General features: G+C 36.5%; 26 protein-coding genes and 4 pseudogenes. 6 read left to right on the top strand and 24 right to left on the bottom strand.

Annotated features, from left to right (window positions below):
* The first annotated feature begins 4 nt into the window (after positions 1-4).
* The gene (locus tag IRB79_RS05160) at positions 5-775 is read left to right on the top strand and encodes an SGNH/GDSL hydrolase family protein (protein ID WP_243507107.1); all 771 of its coding nucleotides are present in this window, start codon (positions 5-7) and stop codon (positions 773-775) included.
* Between the two features lie 113 nt (positions 776-888).
* Here IRB79_RS05160 and IRB79_RS05155 read toward each other — a convergent pair whose 3' ends face one another.
* The 10 genes and pseudogenes from IRB79_RS05155 to IRB79_RS05110 all read right to left on the bottom strand — a co-directional run bounded on the left by IRB79_RS05155 (position 889) and on the right by IRB79_RS05110 (position 7,419).
* The gene (locus tag IRB79_RS05155) at positions 889-1,638 is read right to left on the bottom strand and encodes an ABC transporter permease (RefSeq protein ID WP_243507105.1); all 750 of its coding nucleotides are present in this window, start codon (positions 1,636-1,638) and stop codon (positions 889-891) included.
* Entirely contained in the window at positions 1,639-2,400 is a 762-nt protein-coding gene (locus IRB79_RS05150) for an ABC transporter ATP-binding protein (protein WP_243507103.1), read from the bottom strand.
* 171 nt (positions 2,401-2,571) lie between these two features.
* Complete coding sequence (locus tag IRB79_RS05145) at positions 2,572-2,913, bottom strand: DUF1048 domain-containing protein (protein ID WP_221881125.1); 342 nt, start codon at positions 2,911-2,913, stop codon at positions 2,572-2,574.
* A gap of 71 nt (positions 2,914-2,984) precedes the next feature.
* Positions 2,985-3,305 (bottom strand): PadR family transcriptional regulator, encoded by a 321-nt coding sequence (locus IRB79_RS05140; protein WP_243507102.1) that lies wholly within the window; start codon positions 3,303-3,305, stop codon positions 2,985-2,987.
* 395 nt (positions 3,306-3,700) lie between these two features.
* A pseudogene (locus tag IRB79_RS05135) lies at positions 3,701-3,928 on the bottom strand (GNAT family N-acetyltransferase); the annotation flags it as partial.
* Between the two features lie 61 nt (positions 3,929-3,989).
* Complete coding sequence (locus IRB79_RS05130; RefSeq protein ID WP_243507100.1) at positions 3,990-4,460, bottom strand: DinB family protein; 471 nt, start codon at positions 4,458-4,460, stop codon at positions 3,990-3,992.
* A 174-nt stretch (positions 4,461-4,634) separates the two neighbouring features.
* Positions 4,635-4,982 carry a VOC family protein gene (locus tag IRB79_RS05125; protein ID WP_243507098.1) on the bottom strand — a complete coding sequence of 116 codons (348 nt, stop codon included), beginning with the start codon at positions 4,980-4,982 and terminating at the stop codon, positions 4,635-4,637.
* A 125-nt stretch (positions 4,983-5,107) separates the two neighbouring features.
* Positions 5,108-5,755 (bottom strand): type A chloramphenicol O-acetyltransferase, encoded by a 648-nt coding sequence (gene catA, locus IRB79_RS05120; RefSeq protein WP_243507097.1) that lies wholly within the window; start codon positions 5,753-5,755, stop codon positions 5,108-5,110.
* 399 nt (positions 5,756-6,154) lie between these two features.
* Positions 6,155-6,673: a DinB family protein gene (locus IRB79_RS05115; protein WP_243507096.1), complete on the bottom strand. Its 519-nt coding sequence runs from the start codon at positions 6,671-6,673 to the stop codon at positions 6,155-6,157.
* 158 nt (positions 6,674-6,831) lie between these two features.
* Positions 6,832-7,419, bottom strand: a complete 588-nt coding sequence (locus IRB79_RS05110; protein ID WP_243507095.1) for a YolC/YozM family protein — start codon at positions 7,417-7,419, stop codon at positions 6,832-6,834.
* Positions 7,420-8,060: 641 nt separating this feature from the next.
* On the opposite strand from IRB79_RS05110, the gene IRB79_RS05105 reads away from it, so the two are divergent.
* Positions 8,061-8,606 (top strand): DUF3231 family protein, encoded by a 546-nt coding sequence (locus IRB79_RS05105; RefSeq protein WP_243507094.1) that lies wholly within the window; start codon positions 8,061-8,063, stop codon positions 8,604-8,606.
* 549 nt (positions 8,607-9,155) lie between these two features.
* Here IRB79_RS05105 and IRB79_RS05100 read toward each other — a convergent pair.
* Positions 9,156-9,578 (bottom strand): Lrp/AsnC family transcriptional regulator, encoded by a 423-nt coding sequence (locus IRB79_RS05100; protein WP_243507093.1) that lies wholly within the window; start codon positions 9,576-9,578, stop codon positions 9,156-9,158.
* A 154-nt stretch (positions 9,579-9,732) separates the two neighbouring features.
* Between IRB79_RS05100 and IRB79_RS05095 the strand changes: the two genes are divergently transcribed.
* Both IRB79_RS05095 and IRB79_RS05090 read left to right on the top strand, forming a co-directional pair.
* Positions 9,733-10,284, top strand: coding sequence for a cysteine hydrolase family protein (locus tag IRB79_RS05095; RefSeq protein ID WP_243509243.1), 552 nt, complete (start codon positions 9,733-9,735; stop codon positions 10,282-10,284).
* 63 nt (positions 10,285-10,347) lie between these two features.
* The gene (locus tag IRB79_RS05090) at positions 10,348-10,548 is read left to right on the top strand and encodes a DUF1272 domain-containing protein (RefSeq protein ID WP_243507092.1); all 201 of its coding nucleotides are present in this window, start codon (positions 10,348-10,350) and stop codon (positions 10,546-10,548) included.
* Positions 10,549-11,025: 477 nt separating this feature from the next.
* Here the strand turns inward: IRB79_RS05090 and IRB79_RS05085 are convergent, their stop codons facing one another.
* From IRB79_RS05085 to IRB79_RS28140, 3 genes are all read right to left on the bottom strand, one after another.
* A complete protein-coding gene (locus tag IRB79_RS05085; RefSeq protein ID WP_243507091.1) occupies positions 11,026-11,397 on the bottom strand; it encodes a VOC family protein in 372 nt (123 codons plus the stop codon).
* Between the two features lie 186 nt (positions 11,398-11,583).
* On the bottom strand, positions 11,584-11,967 hold the full coding sequence (locus IRB79_RS28145; RefSeq protein WP_347815349.1) for a Crp/Fnr family transcriptional regulator: 384 nt from the start codon (positions 11,965-11,967) through the stop codon (positions 11,584-11,586).
* A gap of 30 nt (positions 11,968-11,997) precedes the next feature.
* On the bottom strand, positions 11,998-12,291 hold the full coding sequence (locus IRB79_RS28140; protein ID WP_347815348.1) for a Crp/Fnr family transcriptional regulator: 294 nt from the start codon (positions 12,289-12,291) through the stop codon (positions 11,998-12,000).
* A 113-nt stretch (positions 12,292-12,404) separates the two neighbouring features.
* Here IRB79_RS28140 and IRB79_RS05075 point away from each other — a divergent pair, with 113 nt between their 5' ends.
* Positions 12,405-12,758 (top strand): DoxX family protein, encoded by a 354-nt coding sequence (locus IRB79_RS05075; protein WP_243507090.1) that lies wholly within the window; start codon positions 12,405-12,407, stop codon positions 12,756-12,758.
* Positions 12,759-13,411: 653 nt separating this feature from the next.
* Here the strand turns inward: IRB79_RS05075 and IRB79_RS05070 are convergent.
* The 4 genes and pseudogenes from IRB79_RS05070 to IRB79_RS05055 form a co-directional block, all read right to left on the bottom strand.
* A complete protein-coding gene (locus IRB79_RS05070) occupies positions 13,412-13,828 on the bottom strand; it encodes a VOC family protein (protein ID WP_243507088.1) in 417 nt (138 codons plus the stop codon).
* Between the two features lie 572 nt (positions 13,829-14,400).
* Positions 14,401-15,700: pseudogene (locus IRB79_RS05065) on the bottom strand (IS110 family transposase).
* Between the two features lie 511 nt (positions 15,701-16,211).
* Positions 16,212-16,529, bottom strand: coding sequence for a hypothetical protein (locus IRB79_RS05060; RefSeq protein WP_243507087.1), 318 nt, complete (start codon positions 16,527-16,529; stop codon positions 16,212-16,214).
* Between the two features lie 23 nt (positions 16,530-16,552).
* Positions 16,553-17,980 carry a serine hydrolase domain-containing protein gene (locus IRB79_RS05055; protein ID WP_243507086.1) on the bottom strand — a complete coding sequence of 476 codons (1,428 nt, stop codon included), beginning with the start codon at positions 17,978-17,980 and terminating at the stop codon, positions 16,553-16,555.
* A 206-nt stretch (positions 17,981-18,186) separates the two neighbouring features.
* Between IRB79_RS05055 and IRB79_RS05050 the strand changes: the two are divergent.
* Positions 18,187-18,731: pseudogene (locus tag IRB79_RS05050) on the top strand (helix-turn-helix domain-containing protein).
* 396 nt (positions 18,732-19,127) lie between these two features.
* On the opposite strand, the gene IRB79_RS05045 reads toward IRB79_RS05050, so the two are convergent.
* The 6 genes and pseudogenes from IRB79_RS05045 to IRB79_RS05020 form a co-directional block, all read right to left on the bottom strand.
* The gene (locus tag IRB79_RS05045) at positions 19,128-19,574 is read right to left on the bottom strand and encodes a GNAT family N-acetyltransferase (protein ID WP_243507085.1); all 447 of its coding nucleotides are present in this window, start codon (positions 19,572-19,574) and stop codon (positions 19,128-19,130) included.
* 96 nt (positions 19,575-19,670) lie between these two features.
* The gene (locus IRB79_RS05040; RefSeq protein WP_243507083.1) at positions 19,671-20,285 is read right to left on the bottom strand and encodes a hypothetical protein; all 615 of its coding nucleotides are present in this window, start codon (positions 20,283-20,285) and stop codon (positions 19,671-19,673) included.
* Positions 20,286-20,841: 556 nt separating this feature from the next.
* Positions 20,842-21,150: a hypothetical protein gene (locus IRB79_RS05035; RefSeq protein ID WP_243507082.1), complete on the bottom strand. Its 309-nt coding sequence runs from the start codon at positions 21,148-21,150 to the stop codon at positions 20,842-20,844.
* 4 nt (positions 21,151-21,154) lie between these two features.
* Positions 21,155-21,331 carry a hypothetical protein gene (locus tag IRB79_RS05030; RefSeq protein ID WP_243507081.1) on the bottom strand — a complete coding sequence of 59 codons (177 nt, stop codon included), beginning with the start codon at positions 21,329-21,331 and terminating at the stop codon, positions 21,155-21,157.
* 634 nt (positions 21,332-21,965) lie between these two features.
* A pseudogene (locus tag IRB79_RS05025) lies at positions 21,966-23,239 on the bottom strand (IS110 family transposase).
* Between the two features lie 158 nt (positions 23,240-23,397).
* Positions 23,398-23,748 carry a YciI family protein gene (locus IRB79_RS05020; RefSeq protein WP_243509240.1) on the bottom strand — a complete coding sequence of 117 codons (351 nt, stop codon included), beginning with the start codon at positions 23,746-23,748 and terminating at the stop codon, positions 23,398-23,400.
* Between the last annotated feature and the right edge of the window lie 224 nt (positions 23,749-23,972).

Here is a 23,972-nt window from a genome sequence, read left to right as displayed (position 1 = left end):
AACGATGAAAAAATGGATGTGGCCGTTATTTTTCACCTTATCCCTTGCGCTGACAGTTCTTTTTGGGTATGGCCTTGCCAGTGCCTATATGGATGTTACCAGCCCGCCTCAAGCGGAAATATTAGCAAAATCAGAGGAAGTTCCTGTCACACCTGGTGATACATATATCGCACTCGGAGATTCATTAACCAGGGGTGTCGGCTCATCAAAGGGAGAAGGTTTTGTCCCGCTGGTTGGAAATGAACTTAAAGAAAATAATACTGTTGAACGTTTCCAAAACCTGGGTGTAAGAGGTGCAAGGATTGAAGATTTGCTGGTCCAGTTAGAACAAAAGGAAGTCAAGAGATCTCTTAAAGATGCCAAAATCATTACTATCACAATAGGGGGAAATAACCTATTTAATAGCGGAGAGATCCTAAAAAAATATTCTGAAGAAACCGCCCTTGGCATCGTGGAGACCGAAATTCCCAATTTGGAAAAGACGTTTAAAAACATTCGTGAAAGTAATCCGAATGCAGTCATACTCTATATGGGGCTTTATAATCCATTCAAGCAATCGCCCAACGGGGATTCATTTGATTCCATCATCCAAAAATGGAATGAGTCTGCCCGTACACTAGGCTTGAAATACAGAGTTCAAGTAGTGGATACTTTCAATCTGGTCACGGATGCCAAACGCGATCTTTCCAGTGACGTCTTCCATCCGAATGATGCTACTTATCAGCAAATAGCTGAAAGCATGTCACTTGTCATTAAAAAAAGTATCATACAATAAGAAAAAGGTGAATCCACTGCAGATTCACCTTTTTCATTATTTGCATGCTTTATTAACCTTTACCCAAAGGTGTCCTGCAGGGCTATGATTCCGTTAATCCTATAATGGTGTACTTACCCTAACTGGCGTTTGAATTCTTTAACGGCGAAGAAGTAAGAGATGACCATGATGCCGACGCACCAGGCAAGCGCGATCCAGATGCCGCTGCCAACAGACCCTTCATACAAGAGGGCGCGGATCGCATCCACGATTGAAGTCACAGGCTGGTTCTCAGCGAACGCACGGACTATTTTAGGCATGGTATCGGTGGGAACAAAGGCCGAACTGATAAACGGCAGGAAAATCAGCGGGTACGAGTAGGCTGTAGCCCCTTCCATAGACCCCGCTTTCAATCCGGGAATGACCGCCAGCCATGTCAGCGCCAGCGTAAACAGCCCGAGTATCCCTGCTACCGCGAGCCAATCCAGGATATTAGCGCTGGAACGGAAGCCCATTAAGAGCGCAACGAGGATAACCACCATGATAGTAAGCGCATTGGAAACAAGCGAGGTCAGCACGTGAGCCCACAATACCGACGAGCGCTTGATGGGCATGGTAATGAAACGCGCCATCAGCCCGCTCTTAACATCCGAAAACAGCCGCACGGAAGTGTAAGCAACGCCGGATGCGATGGCCATCAGCAAGATTCCCGGCAATAAATAATTGACGTAGTTGTCCGTGCCTGTCTCTATGGCGCCGCCAAATACGTAGACAAACAGCAGCAGCATCATAATCGGCGTAATCGCCACCGTGATAATTGTATCCGGACTGCGCATAATGTTGCGCATTAAACGCCCTAGTAATACCCCTGTTTTGCTTTTCATTTACATCTCCTCCTTTTTGCCGATGATCGCGAGGAAAATTTCCTCCAATGTCGGCTGCTTCTCGATGTACTCCACTTTCGCGGGCGGGAACATCCCTTTAAGTTCGGCAAGGGTACCGGTCGTGATGATTTTTCCGCCATGCAGGATGGCGATTCGGTCCGCCAGTTGTTCGGCTTCTTCCAGGTACTGGGTCGTCAGCAAGATGGTCGTGCCGCCGCCGGCAAGTTCCTTGACGGTATCCCAGACTTCAATTCGCGCTTCCGGGTCAAGCCCTGTCGTCGGTTCGTCGAGAAAAATGACTGCTGGCGTCCCGATAAGGCTCATGGCGATGTCAAGCCGGCGCTTCATCCCGCCGGAATAATTGTCCGCCCGGCGGTTGGCCGCATCGGTCAGGCTGAATCTTGCAAGCAGATTGTCAGCGACTTGAGCAGGATTGGAAATTCCCCGCAGCTTGGCGATCATCATCAGGTTTTCCCGCCCGGTGAGCATGCCGTCTAAAGCTGCGAACTGCCCTGTCAGACTGATGCTCTGGCGAACATGATCCGGTTGACGCTGGACGTCAAAGCCGCAAATACCTGCTTCTCCGCCATCGGACTTCATCAGCGTCGAGAGGATGTTGACGGTCGTCGTCTTGCCCGCTCCATTTGAGCCCAGCAGTGCGAAAATGGAGCCACGCTGCACCTCAAAATCCACCCCCTTTAAGACTTCCTTGTCTTTAAAGGATTTTTTTAACCCTTTTACAGAAATCGCTGCATTGCTCATACTTTTTTCCTCCTTATAATAAGCGCCTTACGGAGCTGGATTGCCTACAAGCCTCTACTTAGTCTGACAGATATTCTGTATAACTTAGTACCGGGGTAAAAATGAAACTGAATAGTGCAGGTAATAAATACATTTGTAAAACACCTATTCAGTCGGTATTATCTATAGAATTTACTTTTTTCCCAATCGCTTCATGATACTCTCATTCAAATCTTCTCGATACTTGGCGACATAGGTTTTAGCATTTGCCACTAGTTCGTCAGCAAAGGACGCCACGTCATCTCCGGTGATTTCCAGCACTTGTCTGCCTTCTGCCGCACCGGCTTCGAACAACTCGATTAATTCATACTGCATGTGCAGCATATCCATCCCGTTGCCCGCTGAGAAATTCCACATGTAGTTTTGAATTTTCTTAAATACAAACTGGTAATCCTCAGGCAGTGCTTCAACCCTTGCCATCATCATCTTGTATTCTTTTTTATCACCAATCATTTTTTTGAACATTTCCAACATGCTATTTTTCCTCCTTTTTTATAAAGCTGAACAAGACACTCCAAAAATATCCGACAGAATATCTTATGAAACTAGGTTGACTTCAAGACGTTGATTTTTGATGATACAAAATCCCATTTTTCCCAAAATAATTCAAGTTCCTGGCGGCCGGCATCATTAAGTGAGTAAAACTTGCGGGGCGGCCCCATATCTGACGGTTTCTTTTCCACGTTCACCAGCATTTTCTTTTCTAATCGCACGAGGATGGTGTAGACCGTCCCTTCCACGACTTCGGTAAATCCAAGCTGGTTCAGCCGGCGGGTAATCTCGTAGCCATAGGTTTCATGTCGGCTGATGATTTCCAGTACACAGCCTTCCAGCGAACCCTTCAGCATTTCAGTTAAATTTTCCATGTTCAGAGCCTCCTCTATTGTGTCTGACGTATATTCAGTATTACTTAGTACCAGGGAAAATTTATACTGAACAGCTTTTGAAAACTCCGCTATTCAGTATTGCTTATTACAAGTACATTGTATCACCGAGTAGCAAAAGGCGTCAACTTTTTATTTTAAAAATAATTTCAACTAAGCTGCTCCGTTAATTAAATAATAAATGCCGCCTTATTCGGCAGCATCCCTGAGCATAAGCACCTATAGTTCAATAAAGCAGCTGTATAATCAAATTAATACAGTTTAGTGAAATCTTTAGGGGTACTTTGTCTGGAAAAGTAACTCAACCAGTACCGCGAGGAGCATTTCAACGGAATTTAATATATATAAAAAATCTCAGTACAATCCTGCTGCTAGTTTCATAAATTTAAATCTGAAAGTAGCATTCCATACACAATGCTCTCTGTCCATTCATCCATATTCCAAAAATCCTGTATGAAATGAGCTTCTTTTCTCATACCTATACGCTCACACAACTTTTGTGAGGGTTTATTTCTTGCATCAAGGCTGGCTTGTATACGATGCACATCAAACTCAACAAATAACTTCTTCACTAAATTACTCACAGCTTCAGTTGCATAACCCCTTAGGATCCAGGAGCAAATCACCCGTTTATTTATGTCTATTATTCAGCTGCTTTTCCTCCTATCAACGATGTGATGGCCAGGAACCCTGCATCTTCCTAATTTGAATAATTTGACCCGTATGGTATGCATCGTGAAGCATTATGTCTAATAGCTTTTCTTCCAGAGAATTTTGTTCAAGCACTTCAGTGGTTGTTTTAATTAAAGCTTCTCTTAAACTGCGTTGAACCTTTTCTGCGCGTTCAACGACAGCCATCCATTCCCTGTCATCATTTATTTGTTCTGTAAGGCAGAAAGTTTGATCCCCATCGAGATTTTGTGCCCATTCACGGCCTTCTAAATTTGCTGCAAGTCTTTCTTTATAGTAAATAAGATGATTAACATTTTCCCAAATTGATTTTGTTGTCTCTCCTGCCGGTCTCCACCTGGCCTGTTCGGCGGTGAGTCCTTCTATTGCAGGTTTGAAAGGCGCATACCAGCTCTCATTATCGTATGTAGTATCAAGCATTCTTAAGAGCAATTCAGTTCGATTCATTTTTATCCACTCCTTAAAAAAATTAGGTGCCACTAAAGAGTATTTCAACAAAATGACAGGAACTCCTTTTTATACTAACCTGGCCTGTTTAATTAATAATCAAAAGCCGCTTTTTCGGCAGCTGACCTTGAACATAGGCACCCGATAGCTCAATAGCAAATAAATGACAACTTGCTATTTCTCCCAAAGCTCGACCAGCCGACCTTCAGGGTCTTCAATCCAAATAAACTTCCCAAACTCACTAACCTCTTTTTCCTTAACAAGAGGTACACCCATTTGTTCAAGATGCTTAATAGTCTCGTTTAGATTATGTACTTGAAAATTCAACATCACTTGTTGTTCTGTTGGAAAATAACTGTCATTCTCGGCAAAGAAAGAAAAGATGGTTTCATTCCCTAATTGTGGTTTAACCACAGTCCCATTCCAATTTTCTATTTCAATCTTCAACACTTCACTGTACCATTTTTTCACAGCATCAAGATTCTTAGTTCGCCAAAATATCCCGCCGAAACCTTTTATCATCGTAACTAGCCCCTATCTTATTTTATTCTTTTCGTTTTTCGATTGTTATCTTTACAAACTTTAGTATTTCTATAAAAAAGGAACTGCTGTACACAGTTCCTTTGTTATACTCCTCCAATGACCAGCTAAATCCAGTCTGCACTTTCATCAGCAAGTCTTTGTAAATCATTCATAAAAACTCCAGCATGATAGCCATCACAAACAGCATGATGCATTTGTAAAGAGACAGGCAGGAATAATTCATCATTTACTTGTGAATACTTCCCTCCAGTTATTATGGGCAAGAGAAAATCCCCACCATTATTTATATTTAAATTAAATGCCGTAAAAGAACTCCAGGGAATCATAGAGATCGGAATATTATTATCTGGTATAGGTGTTTTTGGAAATAATCTCCCCGTACCATTGTATTCTTCTACATCATTTTCATATTGAGAATGAAACTCAGAAAAAACTGCTAAGTTTGGTGACCAGATGCCAGAAAATGTGTGCGTCTTCTTATCAAAAATTGTATAGAGAGGGCAAATCTCTGTCCAATAACCTAAATTACCTTCTGAGTTAAAACTTATTCTAAATTCTCTGTGGGAGTTAACGATTTTTGTAACCATAAAAATAAACGCAGGATATAACTTATAATTCTTTTTCTTTAAGTTCTTCATCAGAATAGTAATATTCATTTCATTCGTTATACTGAATGTTGTCTGCTGCTGTAAATAGTGTTCAAAATATTCTTTTCGATCCCAATTGTCACGATTAATAATGTTAAATTTCATATTCAACGCCTCCTAATATAATTAAATTTATCTTAGGAGGCTATTTTCACTGCTTTTTCATGACAGTCATCCTTTTTATAAAAAATTCTTTAAATTATCAAGTTCCACTAACCTTGAAATGACACCTTTTAATATTTCAATAGATTTTATTGGTTCTTAATCAAAATCTAAAATGTGATTTCCACCATCAATCACATTTTATATAAGATTTTGATTCTTTTTAATTTTGTAAAATTGTCTTATCAACCTACAGGTCTTAATATGTTGAAAAAATTTGCAGATATAAACTGATTCCCCTTAAATGGCCCTATACACATTACGCTTTACTCTAAAAGAACCCGAGTGCGATAATTAGATACAAAACCTTACTTACCTTCCGGAATAAATTTAAGCAAAAAACTAATTTGACGTGCTGATATCGTAAAGATAAAAAACATAATCATTAGATACACTTGAGTATCCCTGTTGACGAATCATTGCCGTAAGATTTCCGCGGTGATATGTGCCATGGTTAACAACATGCTGAATCAATTCAGAAAAATGAGTATCCAAACGCCCAAATTTAGGATGCACTGGTGAAATCTCTTTATCCAAATCGCTAACATTGTTAAGAAGCTTTTGATATTCCTCTGACAAACTTTGAAACAGCTTTTCCATTTCTTCAAGACTCTTATCTTTTGTCGTTTCTTGAGCAATGGCGATAGAAGCTTGAATCTCTTCCATACTATTCTCCTGCATTACACCGAGCCATATTGTATCTGCCGTATAAATATGAACAAGTGCCTTCGCAATCGAGGAAAAAACACTTTGTATTTCCCGATCATAAATGTCCTTGGGCAATTCTTTCAATCGCTCGAAAAACTTTTTGTTCGCCCAAACGTGATAATCATACAGTTTTAACGCATGATGCTTTCCCATCAAGGATTCCTCCCTTTCAGTTAAATTTTTCCTTCCTAAATACTTCGGTCTTCACTGTAAAAAGCCCTGCCCGATTGTTGAAGATCATTGCAACACTTTCTTGAGCAAAAGCACCCTATAGTTGAATAAGGATAACGACTTTCCTGAGGGAAAATCATTCAAACTTTTATTATCTGAATTTCATATGAAATATCTCTTAGTGGTACTGGAAGTTCAGCACCCTTAGTAGCTAAGAAATTTTCTAACTCAGCTTTTAAATCTTCACTGGATCGTTCACTTGTCTCATTAATAATTATTTTTAATACTTGTTCTGGTTTACCATTAGGATAATAAACTTGAACATCATTATAATTTTTTTCCTTTATGTAATCCATTGCAATACCTTCAAGCAACAGCATAGCATGCTCTGTCTGTACTTCTTTTAAATTTCTCTTCAAAATTTTTATATTGTAGTGCCTTAAATCTGCTTTAGATATGTTTTTCTCTAAATATTCCAGTAGCTCTTGCTCACTGTTTGCTTCGTCCATTTCAATCCGGATTATTGAGTCTGTACTACCTACTTGAGAGTTGAATAAACCATATTCATCAAATACAGCGTTAATAACAGATGCAATACGGTCATCTCGAGCCTTACCATCATCATCGTCATCGTTGGTAGAAACGTCGTCTTTGTTGATATAAACATCAGATAGTAGAAGTACGACAAATGTTATAATTAAAATAGAAATAGATTTTAACTTTTTCATTATACCCTCCTTTTTAAATTCATTTTACCAAATTACCCCAATCAATTGTTGAACTAATCTACCCCTTAGTGGAATAAGAAAAAGGGCTGCCGTAGCAACCCCTAGTTTAACTCAAGCTATTCGTTATCTATAAAATAAAAACGATGACCTTAAACATATTTACTTTTGGTCTTTTCTAAAATAACTGTACCAAGGCTTTCCTATGAAGAATAAAGGTGTTATCAACAATGCGATAAAACTTTCTGTTTCTAAACCATTAAAAATAACAAATGCCAGGAGAATCATAAAAACCAATAGTCTTAATGCAAAAAAACATCGTTTCATTGCAACCTTAGGAATTTTTATCACCTCCAATAGCAGTTTTCTCAATTAAAGGATCACCCATATTTTTCCATAAAAAACGCTCCCTTGTTGAAGAAACCTGCCCTTTTATGGAATAAGAAAAGCCGCCTAAGATGGCAGCTAGTTCTTTTAGTAAGCACCCTTTACTTTAATAACCTGTTCGAATTGTGCAATATAAACCGTTTTCCCTGGTAATCAGTCATATATATCCTTACATTAAAATTCCATTACAGAGAATATCCTCCTGCATTCAAATACATACTATCCTTATACTCATTTTTACTTAAAAGGAGTAACATATGAATATTCAAAAAATGATAAGGAGTGTAGTTATGGGAATATTAAGTGGTAACCCCCAGGATGAACCCATGCATTATGGTGAGGTAGTTTCGACTTGGACTCATCTTTTGACTAATAACGGCATGATTGCAGGATATCAGTCTTTTTTTAACCATTCTGGTGATCAAGACTTAAAAAAACTCATTGAAGAAGCGATACAAGGTTTAAAAAACGAGAATAATCAATTGCAAGACTTATTAAAAACAAATGGAATTGGACTACCACCTGCTCCACCGGATCGCCCTAATGCAAATCTTGAAAGTATCCCGGTAGGAGCCAGATTTACTGATCCAGAAATTAGCGCATCAATTTCAAAAGATACAGCTGCTGGATTAGTGACATGTAGTCAAGTAATGGGTCAAAGTATTCGAGAAGATATTGCCATGATGTATGGTCAGTTTCATATGGCAAAGGCACAATTCGGTTTAAAAATCTTAAAGCTTAACAAAGAAAAAGGATGGTTAATCCCCCCTCCTCTACACTACAATGAATCTAAGGATTGCTAATGTATAAAGCGCCTCTTGTTAGGCGCTTTTTTCCTTTTTAAAGCATATTTTTTTCACAGTATGTGTCAAATACCACATATAAGATGGAATTTTATCATCTTTTTGTTTCACTAACCTGCCCCGTTTATGGAATAAGAAAAAAGCTGCCTGATTAGCAGCTGTTCTTGAACATAAGCACCCATTAGCTTAACGAAGAATTTATTAAAATTGTTCCCCAATAAAGAAAACTAATAATAAAGAACACAGATAGAAATACCGTAAGTGCCTTTGGCAATTTTCCATAAAAATAAATTAAGGCTAATCCTATCAATATGTGAATAACAGCAAAAAGAAAAATACTCAACTCTTTCTCCTCTACCAATAATTGTAACATTTTGTATATTAGTGAGTATATCTATATTTCATTAATCTGCCCCTTTTGTTGAATAAAAAAAGCTGCCCAATTCGGCAGCTGATCTTGAATATAAGCACCCTTAAGTTGAATAACCACCTTCTCCGTTAGTACATATTTCTATCGTACTGTGCAGCAGCTGAAAGAAATAATGCAAACTAAGCTATAGGTTTATGTTTTACCGGTGATGAAAGGTTTATTAATGAAGAGGGTTGTCCATAAACCATTGAATCGTCTATAAAGTCCTCAAGAGTGTGAACTGTTTCTGTTACAACCTTTACTAAATAACTGAATTGTCCAGCTAGCCTATGACACTCTATTACACTTGGATGGGCAATGCAAAAATCTCTAAACTCCTTACATTTCTTTGTGTCATAAAGTATAAAAGCAATAACATGCTTGTTTATTTTTTCCGGGTTAATAACAGCTCGATACCCTATAATAACTTCCTTTTCCTCTAATCTTTTTAACCTCTCATTTGTTGCCGGTGTGGATAGCCCAATTTTTTTTCCTAGCTCTGTCACCGATATGCGTGCATTCTCTTGCAATTCAACCAAAATTCTCTTGTCAATTTCATCCATTCTAAAGCCACCTTCATTTTTAAAGTGTAACCTTATAAAAAGCTTAATTTATTAAATATTTTAATAAAAATACAATAATAAATCTATGTAAAAAGTGAAAGTGAATTATTACAATTAAGTTATTAAATCTATGGAGGTAATGACTTTGATAAAGCTGCATGATAACGTCCCGTTAATTGTGATCGATGTCCAAAGCGCTTTTGATGATTCCAGTTGGGGAAAGAGAAACAATCCATGTGCTGAAAGAAATATCGAAAAGCTAATAGAGTATTGGAATTTAAATCAAAGATTAGTCATCTATGTTAAACACTTGTCAAAAAATAAAGAATCTCTTTTTTATTATAAAAGCGAAACAAGTGAATTCAAGGAAATGATTAACCCACAGCCAAAGGATATTGTTATTACCAAAAGTGTTAATAGTGCGTTTATTGGTACAAACCTTGAAAAAATATTAAGGAAAAATAATTGCCCTAATATTGTTATAACAGGCTTGACGACTAACCACTGTGTGGAAACAACAACACGTATGGCTGGAAATCTCGGCTTTAATCCTTTTTTAGTTTCAGATGCGACGGCAACTTTTGATAGGCAGAGTTTCAATGGGAAAACATTTAATGCAGAAAAAATACATGAGATGACTTTAGCAAATCTGCATGAAGAATTTGCAATTATTAAAAAAACAGAAGAAATATTAGCAATGTTATAAAGTTAAATTGGAAAATTTTGTTGTGTGGTAAGTAAAAAAGAACTTAACAAAGGAGAGTAATAAATGGCATTAGAAATGAGAAAGTCTTGTGAAGCTTGTGAACAAAGCAGCTCAATAGAAACCATTGCTTATATTTGTACTCACGAATGTACTTTTTGTGAACCTTGCACAGAAAATATGAATTATATTTGTCCCAATTGCGGAGGGGAATTGGTTAGACGCCCTAAGCCTAGTGGAACGTGTCCCATTACTACTTCAAGATAAAGCAGCTTAGGAAATTCAATTTAGCTTGTACAAATGAACACAAGCTTGAAAGTATTTTGGCTGCACAGAGTTCATTAACATTATCAAAGCCTCTTGTAAGTAAAATAGTCCCTACCTATTCAATTTGGTCGGGACTATTTTAATAAAATACTAACATAAAAGTAGTGTGTTATTTTTATAATTAACCTTATAATTACTTCCAAAAACTTCTTCAATTATCTGCCGTTAACTTAAGTACATTCTTTAGCAAAGTTATTTAAAAGTGAAGATTCTTGTTACGCAACAATAGTCTAATGTGATATAACAGCATAGATTCTTAGTGAATAAACCTGCCCTGTTTGTTTAAAAAGAAAGGCTTTGTTAAATAGTATTGTTGTTTTTCAGGCAAAAAATATGGGAACGTCTGATTTGGACGTTCCCGTTCTTATTCTGTTAAAGCACCCGTTAATGAAATAAGGTAATTTATTTATTATAATCTTACCAGTGTACTTGAAGTTTATTACCATTTGGGTCATAAAAGTGGAAAAAGGCATGACCATTATCTTCTTTTATATCCTCGACCTTAACTTGATTATCAATTAAGTGTTGATGAAATTTAGATAATTCTGGACTTGTAAAGCCAATGCTAAATTCTTGTTCATTTTCAATTGTAAAATGTGCAAATGTTTCATCTTCGGTAGGAACTAAGATAAGTAAGAAAGGTCCTTCATTTACTTTTAAAATTGCAAGTTCCTCAGTATTGTTTAGTAACTGGAGCTCTAATACATCTCTATACCATTGTGCAGACAGTTCTAAATCTTTTACAGGAATTCTAATATAATGTACTTGTTCAATAAATGATTTACTCATAGCCTTCTCTCCTTTATTTAATCCGGTAAATACTAATCGAGAATCCCATACCAACATCTTGTAAATAATGTAATTTACTATTGTACATAATGAAATTTGCTTTCTTTACTATGCTGCCCCGTTTGCTTACTAAGAATATTCGGTGTAAATGCAGTCACCAATGCTCTCTGCAATAAGTGCTGATTTTTATCCGTCCTCTTTTAATGCACATTTTAGGCGTACACTATGAACTTCCATTGTTCCTCGCCTTCCTGCTTTGCGTACAATTCCTTCTGCATTCAATTCATTTAAAAGTGCTGTCACTGTTTCACGAATACTGCCCATCATCATTGCTAATTCTTGATGAGTTATGTAAATATCAAGTGCAATCCAATCTCCCGGACTGCTGCTAGACAATTTATCCCCAAACTTTTCTGTAAGTTTATTTAACAGGAATAAAAGCCGTTTCCTTGCACTGCTATATGCCATATACTCTAATAACTCTTCGACTTCCTTTAAACGGCTGGAGATTATTTCAAGAAGCTTTAATGAAATACTTGGATTTTCATGTATTATTTTTTCAAACTGCACTCTATCTATTCTGCAAATAACAGAATCTTCCTATGTCTCAGCATATAAATTTTCAGAACCTGTTGTAAACGTACCAATATCTCCAAACAAATGCCCAGTTTCTAAAATATCAACTGTAAACTCTTTCCCGCTTTCAGTTAATCTATACAAACGAACTTTACCCGATTTGATTAAATACAATATCTTTTGATCCATATGAGGAGAACTAATAATGGTACCTTTTTTCACAACTTTCATGGGTATGACCGGTTCATATTTCTTTAATTCTTCCAGTTCCAGATCCCCCAAAAGCTGTATTCTCGATAAATACTTAATCTTATCCATATAGCCCTCCCCCAAATTCTGCGGAATGTAGTCCAGACTACATACTCACTAAACAAAAAAGCCTAGAATTCATGTATAGCAGCTACGTCTATTATACAAAAGGAGGAAACTGTATGGATGTTATAACGGTAACCATTCAAATTATTTTAATTTTGATTTTCGCAATATCCATTTCGATGAAATTAACACGTACCAAGTCAATGGTTAAGCACTGGAGCGAATATCGTTACCCCCTATGGTTTATGCAATTAACTGCTTTCTTGGAAAGTTTGAGCGTAGGTGGATTGATCATAGGATTTTGGCTTCCTAAATTTATTTTGCTTTCAGGATCCCTAATTATTATTCTTATGCTTGGTGCTTTACATGCTCACTTCTTAAGAGCCAAACATAGACCGATTATGGGGTTAAATGCTTTAACTATGCTTACTTTAGCTATCGTAATTACCTTTATTCAAATTGTTAAGTAGTTGAGAATAGCTATGAAAGAAAACGGCAAATACACCGGTTACATGCACAAAACGTGCTCCATTATGCAGCTAAAATAAAGGTAAATAGCCCTCTTCCTGTAAGGGAGAGGGCTACTGTTTATCCGAAGATAAAAAGTCACCTTTTTTACTAAAGAACAGTATGTTTTCTTTACCCCTAATTGTATATAAGTGTTTTATAACTCTAATGCTTCTTCACACATTGCTTTTAATTCTGCAACAAAATTACTTATTGCTTATTCACAGCATTTATTGATTAGCTTAGTGATATCATTTGTATAAAAATTCTGACAATATACAAACAGCTACCATTACATTTTAAAGTTGTTTTTCTCCATATGCTTTAATAATCCTGTAAAATATCACCCAAAAACTTTGAACCACTAAATAAATAGCAAAAGAATAATAGATGTTATATCCATTTTGATAGTGAAAGATCCCTATGTACTCAGAGATTCGCTCTATCCCAACACTTATAAACGCCCATACCAAAATGAATAACAGAGAAAAATTTGGCTTTATATTAATGAAGTCATATATATAAAAGAGAGTCTGCTGCCACTGCACAGATAATTGCTTTACCCCACAGTGCAACTTGCAAAGCCTAGGTGGACTGTGAATGCCAACGGCAGGGGTCACGCTTTTCTGGTCGAACCTAGAACCTCCAAATAGTGCTGATTGTACATAATGCCTAGGATGTTCCCAAAAGGATCTACCACAGAAGCAGTGATGAATCCCTCTCCGCGCTCTGTGGGTGCCTCGTACTCTTTTGCTCCCATAGAGAGCAGCTTCTTGAAAGTTGCTTCTACATTGTCGACGTGCCAGTACACTACTGCACCGGCTGGGCCGGTAACTGAACCATCGGGCGCGAATCGTCTATCGATCAGACCCAGCTCGTGCTGGTAGTCGCCGAGGCGAAACTCGGCATATCCTGGACGTTCAAAGTATGGTTGAATGCTCAATAGCTTGGCGTACCACTTCTTTGCCGCTGCTAGATCATCCGTCCAAAAACTGACAGTGGTGAGCCCTCGTATTGTCTGTGTGTCGCTCATAATCGATTTCCTCCTTAATGTTAAGTAGCACGTCCGAAGCTAAACTAAATAACATCTTTGATTAACTTCGATTTTCTTACAAATAATTCCTTCTCTTGTTCAAGAAAATGGCCCGATTGTTGAAAAAAACCTAATGACGATTCTTCAACTAAACTCCCTCAATAAAAGAAGCGAAAACGGCTGTTTACTCTTGTTTTCTTAGATTTTCATAGTTAATTACCTGCCGGTAAGTCCTTTATTGTTGGAGATTTATCACTTGAAAGGATATATTTGGACCATTAAAGAAAAAAGAATTATAACCCACTAACCAACCAATTACAGAAATTGGTGGATGAGTAAAAATATGATCGCACTGGTGGATGTCCACATTTCTCATGGAGGTCAACCCTCCCATGCCTCACAGAGTCTTCGCTCTCAAATTCCTTCGTCCAACCTTTCCATGAGGTGGATGTCGGCCATGCTGCCCCACAGGGTCCATGCCCGTAATTTAGTTGCTTTGCCGACTAATCCGTGCTTCAAATGTCTCCAAAACTATAAGCCAAGGACTATTTCTAATCTAAACGAAACCAGAATTAAGCGGCCAGTTCTGCCTTCTTTGATCCTGCCAAGTGAGGGATATCTTTTAACATCTTTTCTTCACTAAATTCAAATTGCTTTTTACTTATACTAAAGAAAATACGAATCAATTTATTACACAAAGCGATAAGGGACTGCATCTTCTTTAGCGGGTTGTCTGGCCGTTGTGTAAAGTAAGTATGCAGGGCCTTAAAAGCTGAATTTTTGGCAACTAGAATCATGCAAACCCTAAACAACAGAGCCCTTAGCTTCTTCCGTCCTCTCTTGGAGATGGTGGTTTTTCCCTTATGCTTTCCAGACGTATTTTCCTTCAGACTCAAGCCAGCCAGCTTAATAATTTGTCGGGGGTGAGTGAGTGTACTCACGTAGGTCACCCACTTCCGCAAAGAAACCAGCGACTGTATCTCTTCCAACACCCTTGACCGCTAACATTTGGGCTACACCTGGAATTTCATCAAGCAGGTAATCTATTTTTCCGTCCAATTCTTCGAATTCCTTCTGAATCAAATCATATTTAGCCAGAAGAGTTTTAAGCTCCATTTTTGCCATCTCAGAGCCTTGGCGAAGTCCGATGGACTGACTCGCTGCTTGCTTTAACTCCCGAATCTTATTAGCACCTACACTTCTTTTTACGGATTTTCTTAAATGGAAAAGCAATTCATCTTCTGTGAAATTGGCTATTTCATACGGTAGAGCATAAAGCCGTAAGAATTGTAATGCAGCCTTGCCCTCCCACTTCTTAAAGACCTTAAGAAATTCCGGAAAATACCGGTCAATCCAGTTATGCACCTGGCCTTGGACCGTTTGAAGGTCCTCGGTTAAAAGATCGCGTATTTTCTTTGCTACACGGAGTTCGGCATAAACACCTTGCGGTATGATAAGTTCGGCGTATCTTCCGTCCTTGACCAACTGGGCAATGACCTTGGCATCTTTTACATCATTCTTAGTTGGAGAATTATCATCAAGCTCCTTGCTTTTCTTGACGTGCAAGGGATTTACAGCTACAAACTTAATCTCGTTCTCTTTTAAAATATGAGCCAGGTTAAACCAATAATGACCTGTTGGCTCCATACCGACAATCACTTTCTCCATACTGTGTGCTTTCTTCGTTTCCGAAATCCAATGAAGAAAATGCTCAAAACCTTCTTTTGTATTTTCAAAATAACAAGGGGTTCCAAACTCCATTCCCCTGAAATCCTGGGCACGTGCCACATGCTTGAATTTCGCGATATCCACCCCTATAATTAGGGTGTAAGGAGTAATTTGAGCAATCTTCTTATTCTGGTTATAATTCATTTTAAAGCCTCCTGGTATTTGAGTAATGTCCTTTTCGCTTGCCGGCTTCAGGACTCTCTCATTCTACCAAGAGGTTATTTTTTTGTTCAAACTCCATTTTCCTTCATTACAGGAATGCTGCCCCTTTAGTTCAACAAAAAAAGCCGCCTTTTGGCAGCTAATATCTTAAAGTAATAGCACCTGTTAGCTGAACAAGATAATTATATAAAGTGCTGTTAACTTTTTTAATGAAAATCTCGGAACTGTAATATTTGATTTACTTCACCAATTTGTGGGTTCTTCCATTCTTCACTCATGATTTTCCATATAAAATTGTTCAACAACACTGACAATCATAGTTAGATAATTATTTATACAACAATAAAGAAATTCCATCCTATTAATAATGCAAATAATAAAGTTAACAAAGTAAGTGTAAGAATATAAAATACTTTACGTTTTTAGAACTTACTATTTTTCTCATATATTTGATAGAGAAGAACAATAACTGTACATACGAGTAAAGGATAATTCAGTAAAGATGAGGTTTGACCTCCGCAAAAGTACGGAATTTATTCATCATAATTCTAGTAATACATATTAGATTGTTTAAAACGGTCGTTGTACCACATAATATTAACATTGAATAGTAGAAATTAAATCTTTTATCTTCTAATTCTAATTGTTTCTTTCTATTTTTAAATTTAAGAATGAGTAAAATCAGTGGTGCAATTAAGAAATATAGAGTTGTACTTAATAATACTAAAACACTAGCAATTAAAACTGGGATTGTTCTATCAGGTGGTAGTTCAGATAAATCCATACCATGTCCTACAATTATCTGTTTCACTTTGCCTTCTTCCATTTTGAATTTTAAAATGGGATACGCATTTCTAAAAATAGGAAATTTTCTTTAACAAGTTCATAATAATATGGTTTCGTCTGTACATAAGTACCTTTATATTGCCCTAAACTCATTGTGATTTCATTTTTGTTCGTTGCACTAACAGTATATAAATTTTGATAATTTGCAAATTCTAAAAAATTTCCCTCTTGCCGTTGAAATGGAACATATTTTCCATCTACTTCATTTGAAGAAGGTAGTTTTTGATAAGGAACTTTACTCTCTGTATGCTTTTTACCAATTAACAATTCTTGTACTCCAAATAGAATGTCCATTTCAGCACTTGCATTTGTAAGGATTACAATTCCAAATCTTTCTTCAGGTACTATCGCAAATTGACTTGAAAATGCTGCAGTATTACCTCCATGACCAATAGTACGGTATTCTCCCAAATATTCAAAAAAACCATGTGCCGTTCCAACCATTTCTCCATCTAAACTGTAACTTGGTGAAAACATAGTTTCTAATGTAACTGAATTATCGAATAGTGGTGATTTTTGACCTTTTTCAGGAGTTATTGCAATTGCATATTTTGCCAAATCTTCTACCGTACCGTTTATAGAACCTGCCGGATAATGAGAAACATATGACCAATTACCAAGAAGGAAACCTCCTTCTGGATTTGGTAAATATCCCTTTGCTTTTGTTTCTAAAAGTTTTTTATTATCATCAAATGTTGTATTTCCCGTTGTATTATTCATCTCAAGTACATTAAATAAATGTTCCCGTTCATAATCATGAAATGGCTGTTTACTTATACATTCCACTACATAACCAGCAAGAGATGCTCCATAGTTACTATACGAACTAGCTGTTCCCACTTTATAATACTGTTTAGATTTATCAAGTAGTAATGCTTCTTCAAGAGGGAATAATCCATCCTTTGAAAAAGCAATTGTATCAAAGGCGTAGTCTCCAAATCCAGCAGCATGATTCATAAGATCTCTCATTGTAACAGTTTGTTGGAAATTAAGTTTTTTTGCAAAGTCAGAAGGTAGATATGTTTTAAGATCCTCATCTAAATCAAGTTTACCTTGTTCAACTAATTGCATTGCAGATGTCCAAGTGAATAATTTACTTATGGATGCCCATTCAAAAACTGTCTTTGATGGATCAACTGAAATTTGCTTTTCAACATCCGCATATCCATAGCCTTTTGAGAGAATAATTTGACCATCTTTCACAACTGCAATTGCAACCCCTGGTGTTGTTTTATCTAAATACTGCGATACATATTGATCTATCTTTTCTTCCATCTCATTCAATGGAATACCCGAAGGTGTTTCCCCGTTAATTTTCTTTATTTCCGCTGCAAAACTAAGTTTTGTACTTAGTCCAAAAACAGTCAAAAACATAATAATACTAACTGTTAATATCAATCCTATTCTTTTTATCATTTTCTTATCCCCTCTCATAAAAGTAATAGTCTTAGATTAACGCCCTTAGAGAAAAGCTAAAAATCAATATCTTTAAGAGCATTTAACTCTGCATAACCAACTTTCATTATCATTATCGATAATGATAAATAAAAAGTTGGATGATTGCAATAATAATTCTCATTATTTATAATAGGAATGAAAAATTGGATGAATAAGAGGATATTATGGTCAATAAAGTTGATGTTTTAATGCATCCCGTTAGAATGAAAATTTGCCAATCATTAATGAGAAATAAAGAAAATGGATTAACACCTTTAGAAATGGTCAAAATCATTAAAGATGTACCTCAAGCAACTCTATATAGACAGTTACAAATTATGATGGATTCTGGAATTATTCACGTTATTAAAGAAAAAAAGTGAAATCAGTTTCTGAAAAATATTATGCTTTAATAGAAGATGAGGCTAAAATCGATGCGGAGGAATGGAAAAAAGCATCGCAACAGCAGAAACTTGATTATGTTACTTACTACCAATTATCTCTTTTGTATCAATATCAAAGTTATCTTAAAAAATTAGAAGAACAAAACAATTCAGAGGATAGTGCTACTTTTTCTTTAGCCGCGTTAGCGTTAGATGATGAAAAATTCAAGCAATTCCAAAATGAATTAAATGAATTAATTAATAAGTACTATCATAATACAAGTGAAAATAATGCAGAAGATACTGCAGTTCGAACAGTTGCTATTACAATGATTCCAGATGCTTAAGAGATAATAATGCCTCTTAAGCATCTAGCATTGCACCTTAGTATTCTATGTTCTTCTTCAACTAACATGCCCCGTTTTGATGAAACGACTCTCTATTAAGAACTCCTTCAAGAGTTGGCTAATGTTGCGTGCAATACCACGGGTTCGTTCAATTACTGCAAAATGTCCTGTACCAATTCACAGGACATTTCTATTGTCATTTATAGATTATGCACCCCAAAACGGAACCCTTTATGCTATTTCAGGAGCCTTCTTTTCTATCTACATAAACTATTTCCCTTATTAAACTAAACTGCCCCGTTAGTCGAATAAGAAAAAAGAGCTGCTAATCCTAGCTGGATCTTCAACTCTTTCACCCGTTAGCTAAAACACATCGACTTTAAAATGATAAAAATGTTAACCTATGTACTTAGAGAATAAAATACGGTCTTGTCCTTTTCCAGCATAATCCGTTCCTAAAGTAAGAGTAAAACCCATTGACTTGTGATATGCAACCGAACCTTCGTTAACTGGAGAAGTTATACATTTAACTGTATCGCACCCTAAATTACGAACTTTTAAGAAGAATAAATTATATAATTCTCTTGCTAATCCTTTATTTCTAAGTTCAGGATTAATACCAACAAAATGTATATAAGCTTCGTTAGGATGTGTTTGAGAGACAAATCCAATAAGGAAAGCCGACAAACTTTTGTCTTCATCTTCAACTATAAAACTCGTCGATTGGAAATGTTCGAAGAATAATCGAGGCAACAAATGTTTCATTTCCCGACCTCCCCACCAATCATTAATAACATCTATTACTTTATTATAATCATTTTCAATAACATTCCGAGTAACCATTTCAAGACATCCTCTTTCATTAATATTTATATTATCTTCTTCTATTAAACTGCCCCTTTAGTACAATAAGAGCTGCTATCTAATAAAGGATAAGCCTTATAAGCTTATCCCCCTTACTTCCTTATCTATTAATGAAGGTAATTCTAAAATGGATTTTAAATTAGGACTTTCTTTATAAGGTAGCATATCAATGCTTCCTATTTTAGTAGCAACATCATACTCTCCAATAATAGTGTCTAATAATATAAAGGCAGCATTTTCCCATTCTTCAAAATCAGAGTCATAGCCTCTGAGATATAGAACAATGTCTAAAGTATCACCATTTTTTCTGTAAGTGAAATAGACATCATCAGGCCCTAAACTTATATCATCATATTCTATAGTGGAAATATCATCAACAGCACTTTTTTGGCGAAAGGCAATTATTTTAAAGCCTTCAAGTTGGGGTGCATTTTCAACAAGGTCAATGACGTCTGGAAAGGCAGACAAGATGCCATCAGCGCTTATTATAAACTCTCTCTTTCCTTCTATAAGATCTGCACTAAATTCAAATGCTAAATCATCATTTATCTTAGATAACTGTTTACTTAGTTTGTTGAACAATGAATTTAAATTTTCTTCTTTTAACCGATAATAGTCTTGTGAATTCTTTTCAAACCAAATCCAGAAGTCAGCAACTGTATAGTTTCTTCCAAAGAATTTTTTGAACATGGTGTCCATCCTTTATGAGTAATTTAGATAATTATACTCAAAGAAAAGTTAAATTTAAATAAAAATTTTGGAAACATAAGATAGAGATTCATTTAACTAAAAAAAGCCAGGATTTCTCCCGGCCACCCACTTTTAATAACCATGTACTACACCCGGAACTCAAAGTTTATTCATAACAAATATTCTGTATTACTAAAAGAATTCCTGTTTTTTGGAAACGCCCTCTTTCACTAACCTGCCCCTTTAGTTCAATATGAAAAAAGCTGAAGATTAGCAGCTGATCTTGAACATAAGCAGTTGTTAGTTGAATTCAACAAAAAGCGTAATAATTTTCAAACAAATTTTACTTTTTAAATTTTCTAATTGTTTATTTGTCTACTGCTATTGATGATGATTCAAGTTTAATACAATATATTATTTCAATTAGTTATTGTCGACAGACTTACTATATTTTTATATGTCAATCTAGCTCTGGAAATCTTTTTCAATTGTGGTTCTATCTTTATTGGTTTTTGCTTGAAGATAAGTATACAGCTCTTCCATATCCCCTGTTCTATTACTTTTTTGTATTACTTATAAATTTTTCAAATCCTTCATAATATTTGCTTTGATAATTTGGATCATTGTAAATAAGTAACAATTCTTGATAATCTTTTGCCGACATTTTATCTTCAATTTGAATAAGAATATTATTCCAATTGTTTATTCTTTGGAGTGAACCGGTTTTTATAGCAAGTCCCTTATTTTCCTCAGTTTCTATTTGTTGAATAAATTGTTCAATTTCTATCTTACATTGTAGTAATTCTTTCCGCGTTTTATTATTTAAATTTGGTAATTCTTCAGATTGATATTGAAAATAACGCATTTTTCTATAATGATATTTCCTGATTTAGTTTTTCTTCTTTTCTGTTTTTAGTTATTTGATTTATCGCACCACCCGCAATTACTTTACTAATATCCTTCCAATTTTCTTTCACAAATTTACCAGCCTTTGGCCCTTGTTCTTTAGTAAATTTAATAATTGGTCTAATAGGAATTTTAGCCATTACTTATACCTCCAAAAAGTAAGTTATTGAATATGTCTCCCTTTTAAATTGACAAAAACATTTTCATTATTCATTTGTAACCAGAATACACGAAATAATGATGCCTTCTAACATTACTCCTATTCTTTAATTATTTAGTTTTTTTATAGTTTATCGTTAATATTCGCGGAAAAATTGAACTTCCAATTTTATAGAAGTTCTAATTGGATATGGACTTATTTAACTCCCTCAGTTTAATACGGTTTACTCACGAATGCTCGCTTATTCGCAGGATTTCATCTTCCATGGATATATATTTCTAAATTGAAAAAAGTAGATTCTGGACAAATGGCTACGTGAAGACATAGTTAAATAGAGGAGTAGGATTACACTCCAAATTCTACCATATGATGTACTTCTCCACGCCAGCCCTTGGAGGCTTTCCCTCCCATGTCTCAACGGGTCAATTGCCCTCTCATTCCTTCGTCATGCCTATCCAAGGGGTGGAGGCCAGTTATGCTAACCTGATGGGTCAGTGCCCTTTTGTTGAACAAACCTGATACTCCGTACATATTTGAAATCCTGCGAATAAGCCAACACTCGACCTTTAAAAATATAAGGGGTAATGATTCTCTTCGAGAAAAAGTGAATTGAACTACGCTGCCAACTCAGTTAACGGCTGGACCTTCTTGGCACAATAAGCTTCGTTTTTTCGCGCTATCCCTACAAAGATCCTAGCTAACTTCCCGATCAGCTTCATTATAGATTTCATTTTTTTCATTTTCTTGACCTTAACATTATTCGAGTGGAGGGCTTTAAATTCCGGGTTGTTCATTACCAGACTCATAGTAGCTAAATAGAGGAAACGTCTTAACCTTGATCTTCCACGCTTTGAAATGATAATTTGCCCTTTCCACTTCCCTGAACTGGCTTCGGCTAGATGGAGTCCTGCATGGCGAAGTAAAGAGTTGCCGTGTGAAAAACCACTTAAATCTCCTGCTTCCCCTAAAATACCAGCTAACGAAATTTCACTAATTCCCTTAATCATAAGTAACTTATTCGCGAAAGGAATTTTAGGTAGTTCATCCTTAATTGCCAGCTCAACTCTTTCAAGTTGTTGAATCGCAAGGTCATACTCTTCGAGTAATTGTTCAAGATGAAATTTATAAGCTTCTAATGCTTGCCTTGTACCAACTGATTTCCTGGCTACATTGAGGAGTAAATAGGCTTTCTTTAATCCAGGCTGTCGCTTCATCAGTAACTTCCACCCGGCCACGATCTCTTCAGGCTTCATGGAACCCAGTTCCATCGGAGATGTGAAAAGCCGAAGTGTTGCGATGGCCCCTTTAGCAGTGATGTCTTTAAATACTTGCCTAAGCTCGGGGAAGACAATATCCACCCAGCGATTCAATTGATTAATCGAGCTTACAAGCCTCTTAACAATGACATCCCGATTTGACATGAGCACCCTGAGCTTTTCAAACGACTCAGAAGTATTCCTCACAAAGGCATAGTAACCGTTCTTCACCATATCGGCTATTACAAGAGCGTCTTTTTTATCACTCTTTGATTGGGTATTATCACGGTTTTCTTTATTTCTTTTCACCAAATGAGGGTTAACTGTCACTACCTCAATATCTTGTTTCATCAGCCATTTAGAAAGGTTAATCCAATAATGACCGGTAGGTTCCATACCAACTATGGCAGCCTCAAGTTTATGTAATCTTTTAATGCTATTAATCCAGATTAACAGGGACGAAAATCCTCTTCGTTGTTTGGAAAAGTGATTGGATCTCCTACTACAATCCCACGGAAATTCACTGCTCTGGCTACGTGAAATTGTTGTGCAATATCCACACCAACCACAAGATGTTTATCAGTAATTCTTTCTATTAGTTGATTTTGTTTGTCCTGCATTTTAAACTTCATAGTAAGGGTTCCTCCTAAGTTTGAGTTAGAGTCGTGTCTTACTCATATCTTACTGAGGAGCCCTATTTTTTTCAAAGCTCAAAAATAACGATCTACAGGAATGCTAACCTGCCCCGTTAGTACAACAGTAAAACCATTCCGCCTATTCCCTCTGATGCCTAAAATACTTGACGCAATTCAATCTGACCTTCCCCATGTCCTTGGGGGTCCGGCATCCGCATGGCCCATTCGATGGCATCTTCCCTCGACTTCACATCAATCAGAATGAAGCCGGCAATCAATTCTTGCGATTCTGTAAATGGGCCTTCGGTAACCACCGGCTTTTCCCCTGGATGCGGAAACGAAATGCGAATCCCATTTGAACTTGGATGGAGTCCTTTAGCCATAACCCGCACGCCTGCCTTGACTAATTCCTCATTGTACTTCGTCATAGCTTCCATGAGTTCAGGGCTCGGGAGCTGACCGGCTTCCGAATTCTTCGAGGCTTTGACAATCAGCATAAAGAGCATATAAATTTCCTCCTTCTTGTTTAGAGGCAAATCACCATTTATTTCTTCTTCAACTATCCGCTTCGTTAGTCCAATAAGGAATACAACAAAAAAGGCGATTAATCCTTCTTGGATCAACACACCCTTTAGTTTAAATGGAAATTTTCACAATCTTTTCTTTACCTAACAATATCTAATCTCTTAAATGTGTTGGAGCATTACAAAAAGACGTCCTCTTACTTAAC

Origin of the sequence: Cytobacillus oceanisediminis, assembly GCF_022811925.1 — a bacterium.
Classification (GTDB): Bacteria; Bacillota; Bacilli; order Bacillales; family Cytobacillaceae; genus Cytobacillus; species Cytobacillus oceanisediminis_D.
The sequence above is the reverse complement of the archived record's forward strand: the minus strand, read 5'-3'. Positions and strand labels throughout refer to the sequence as shown.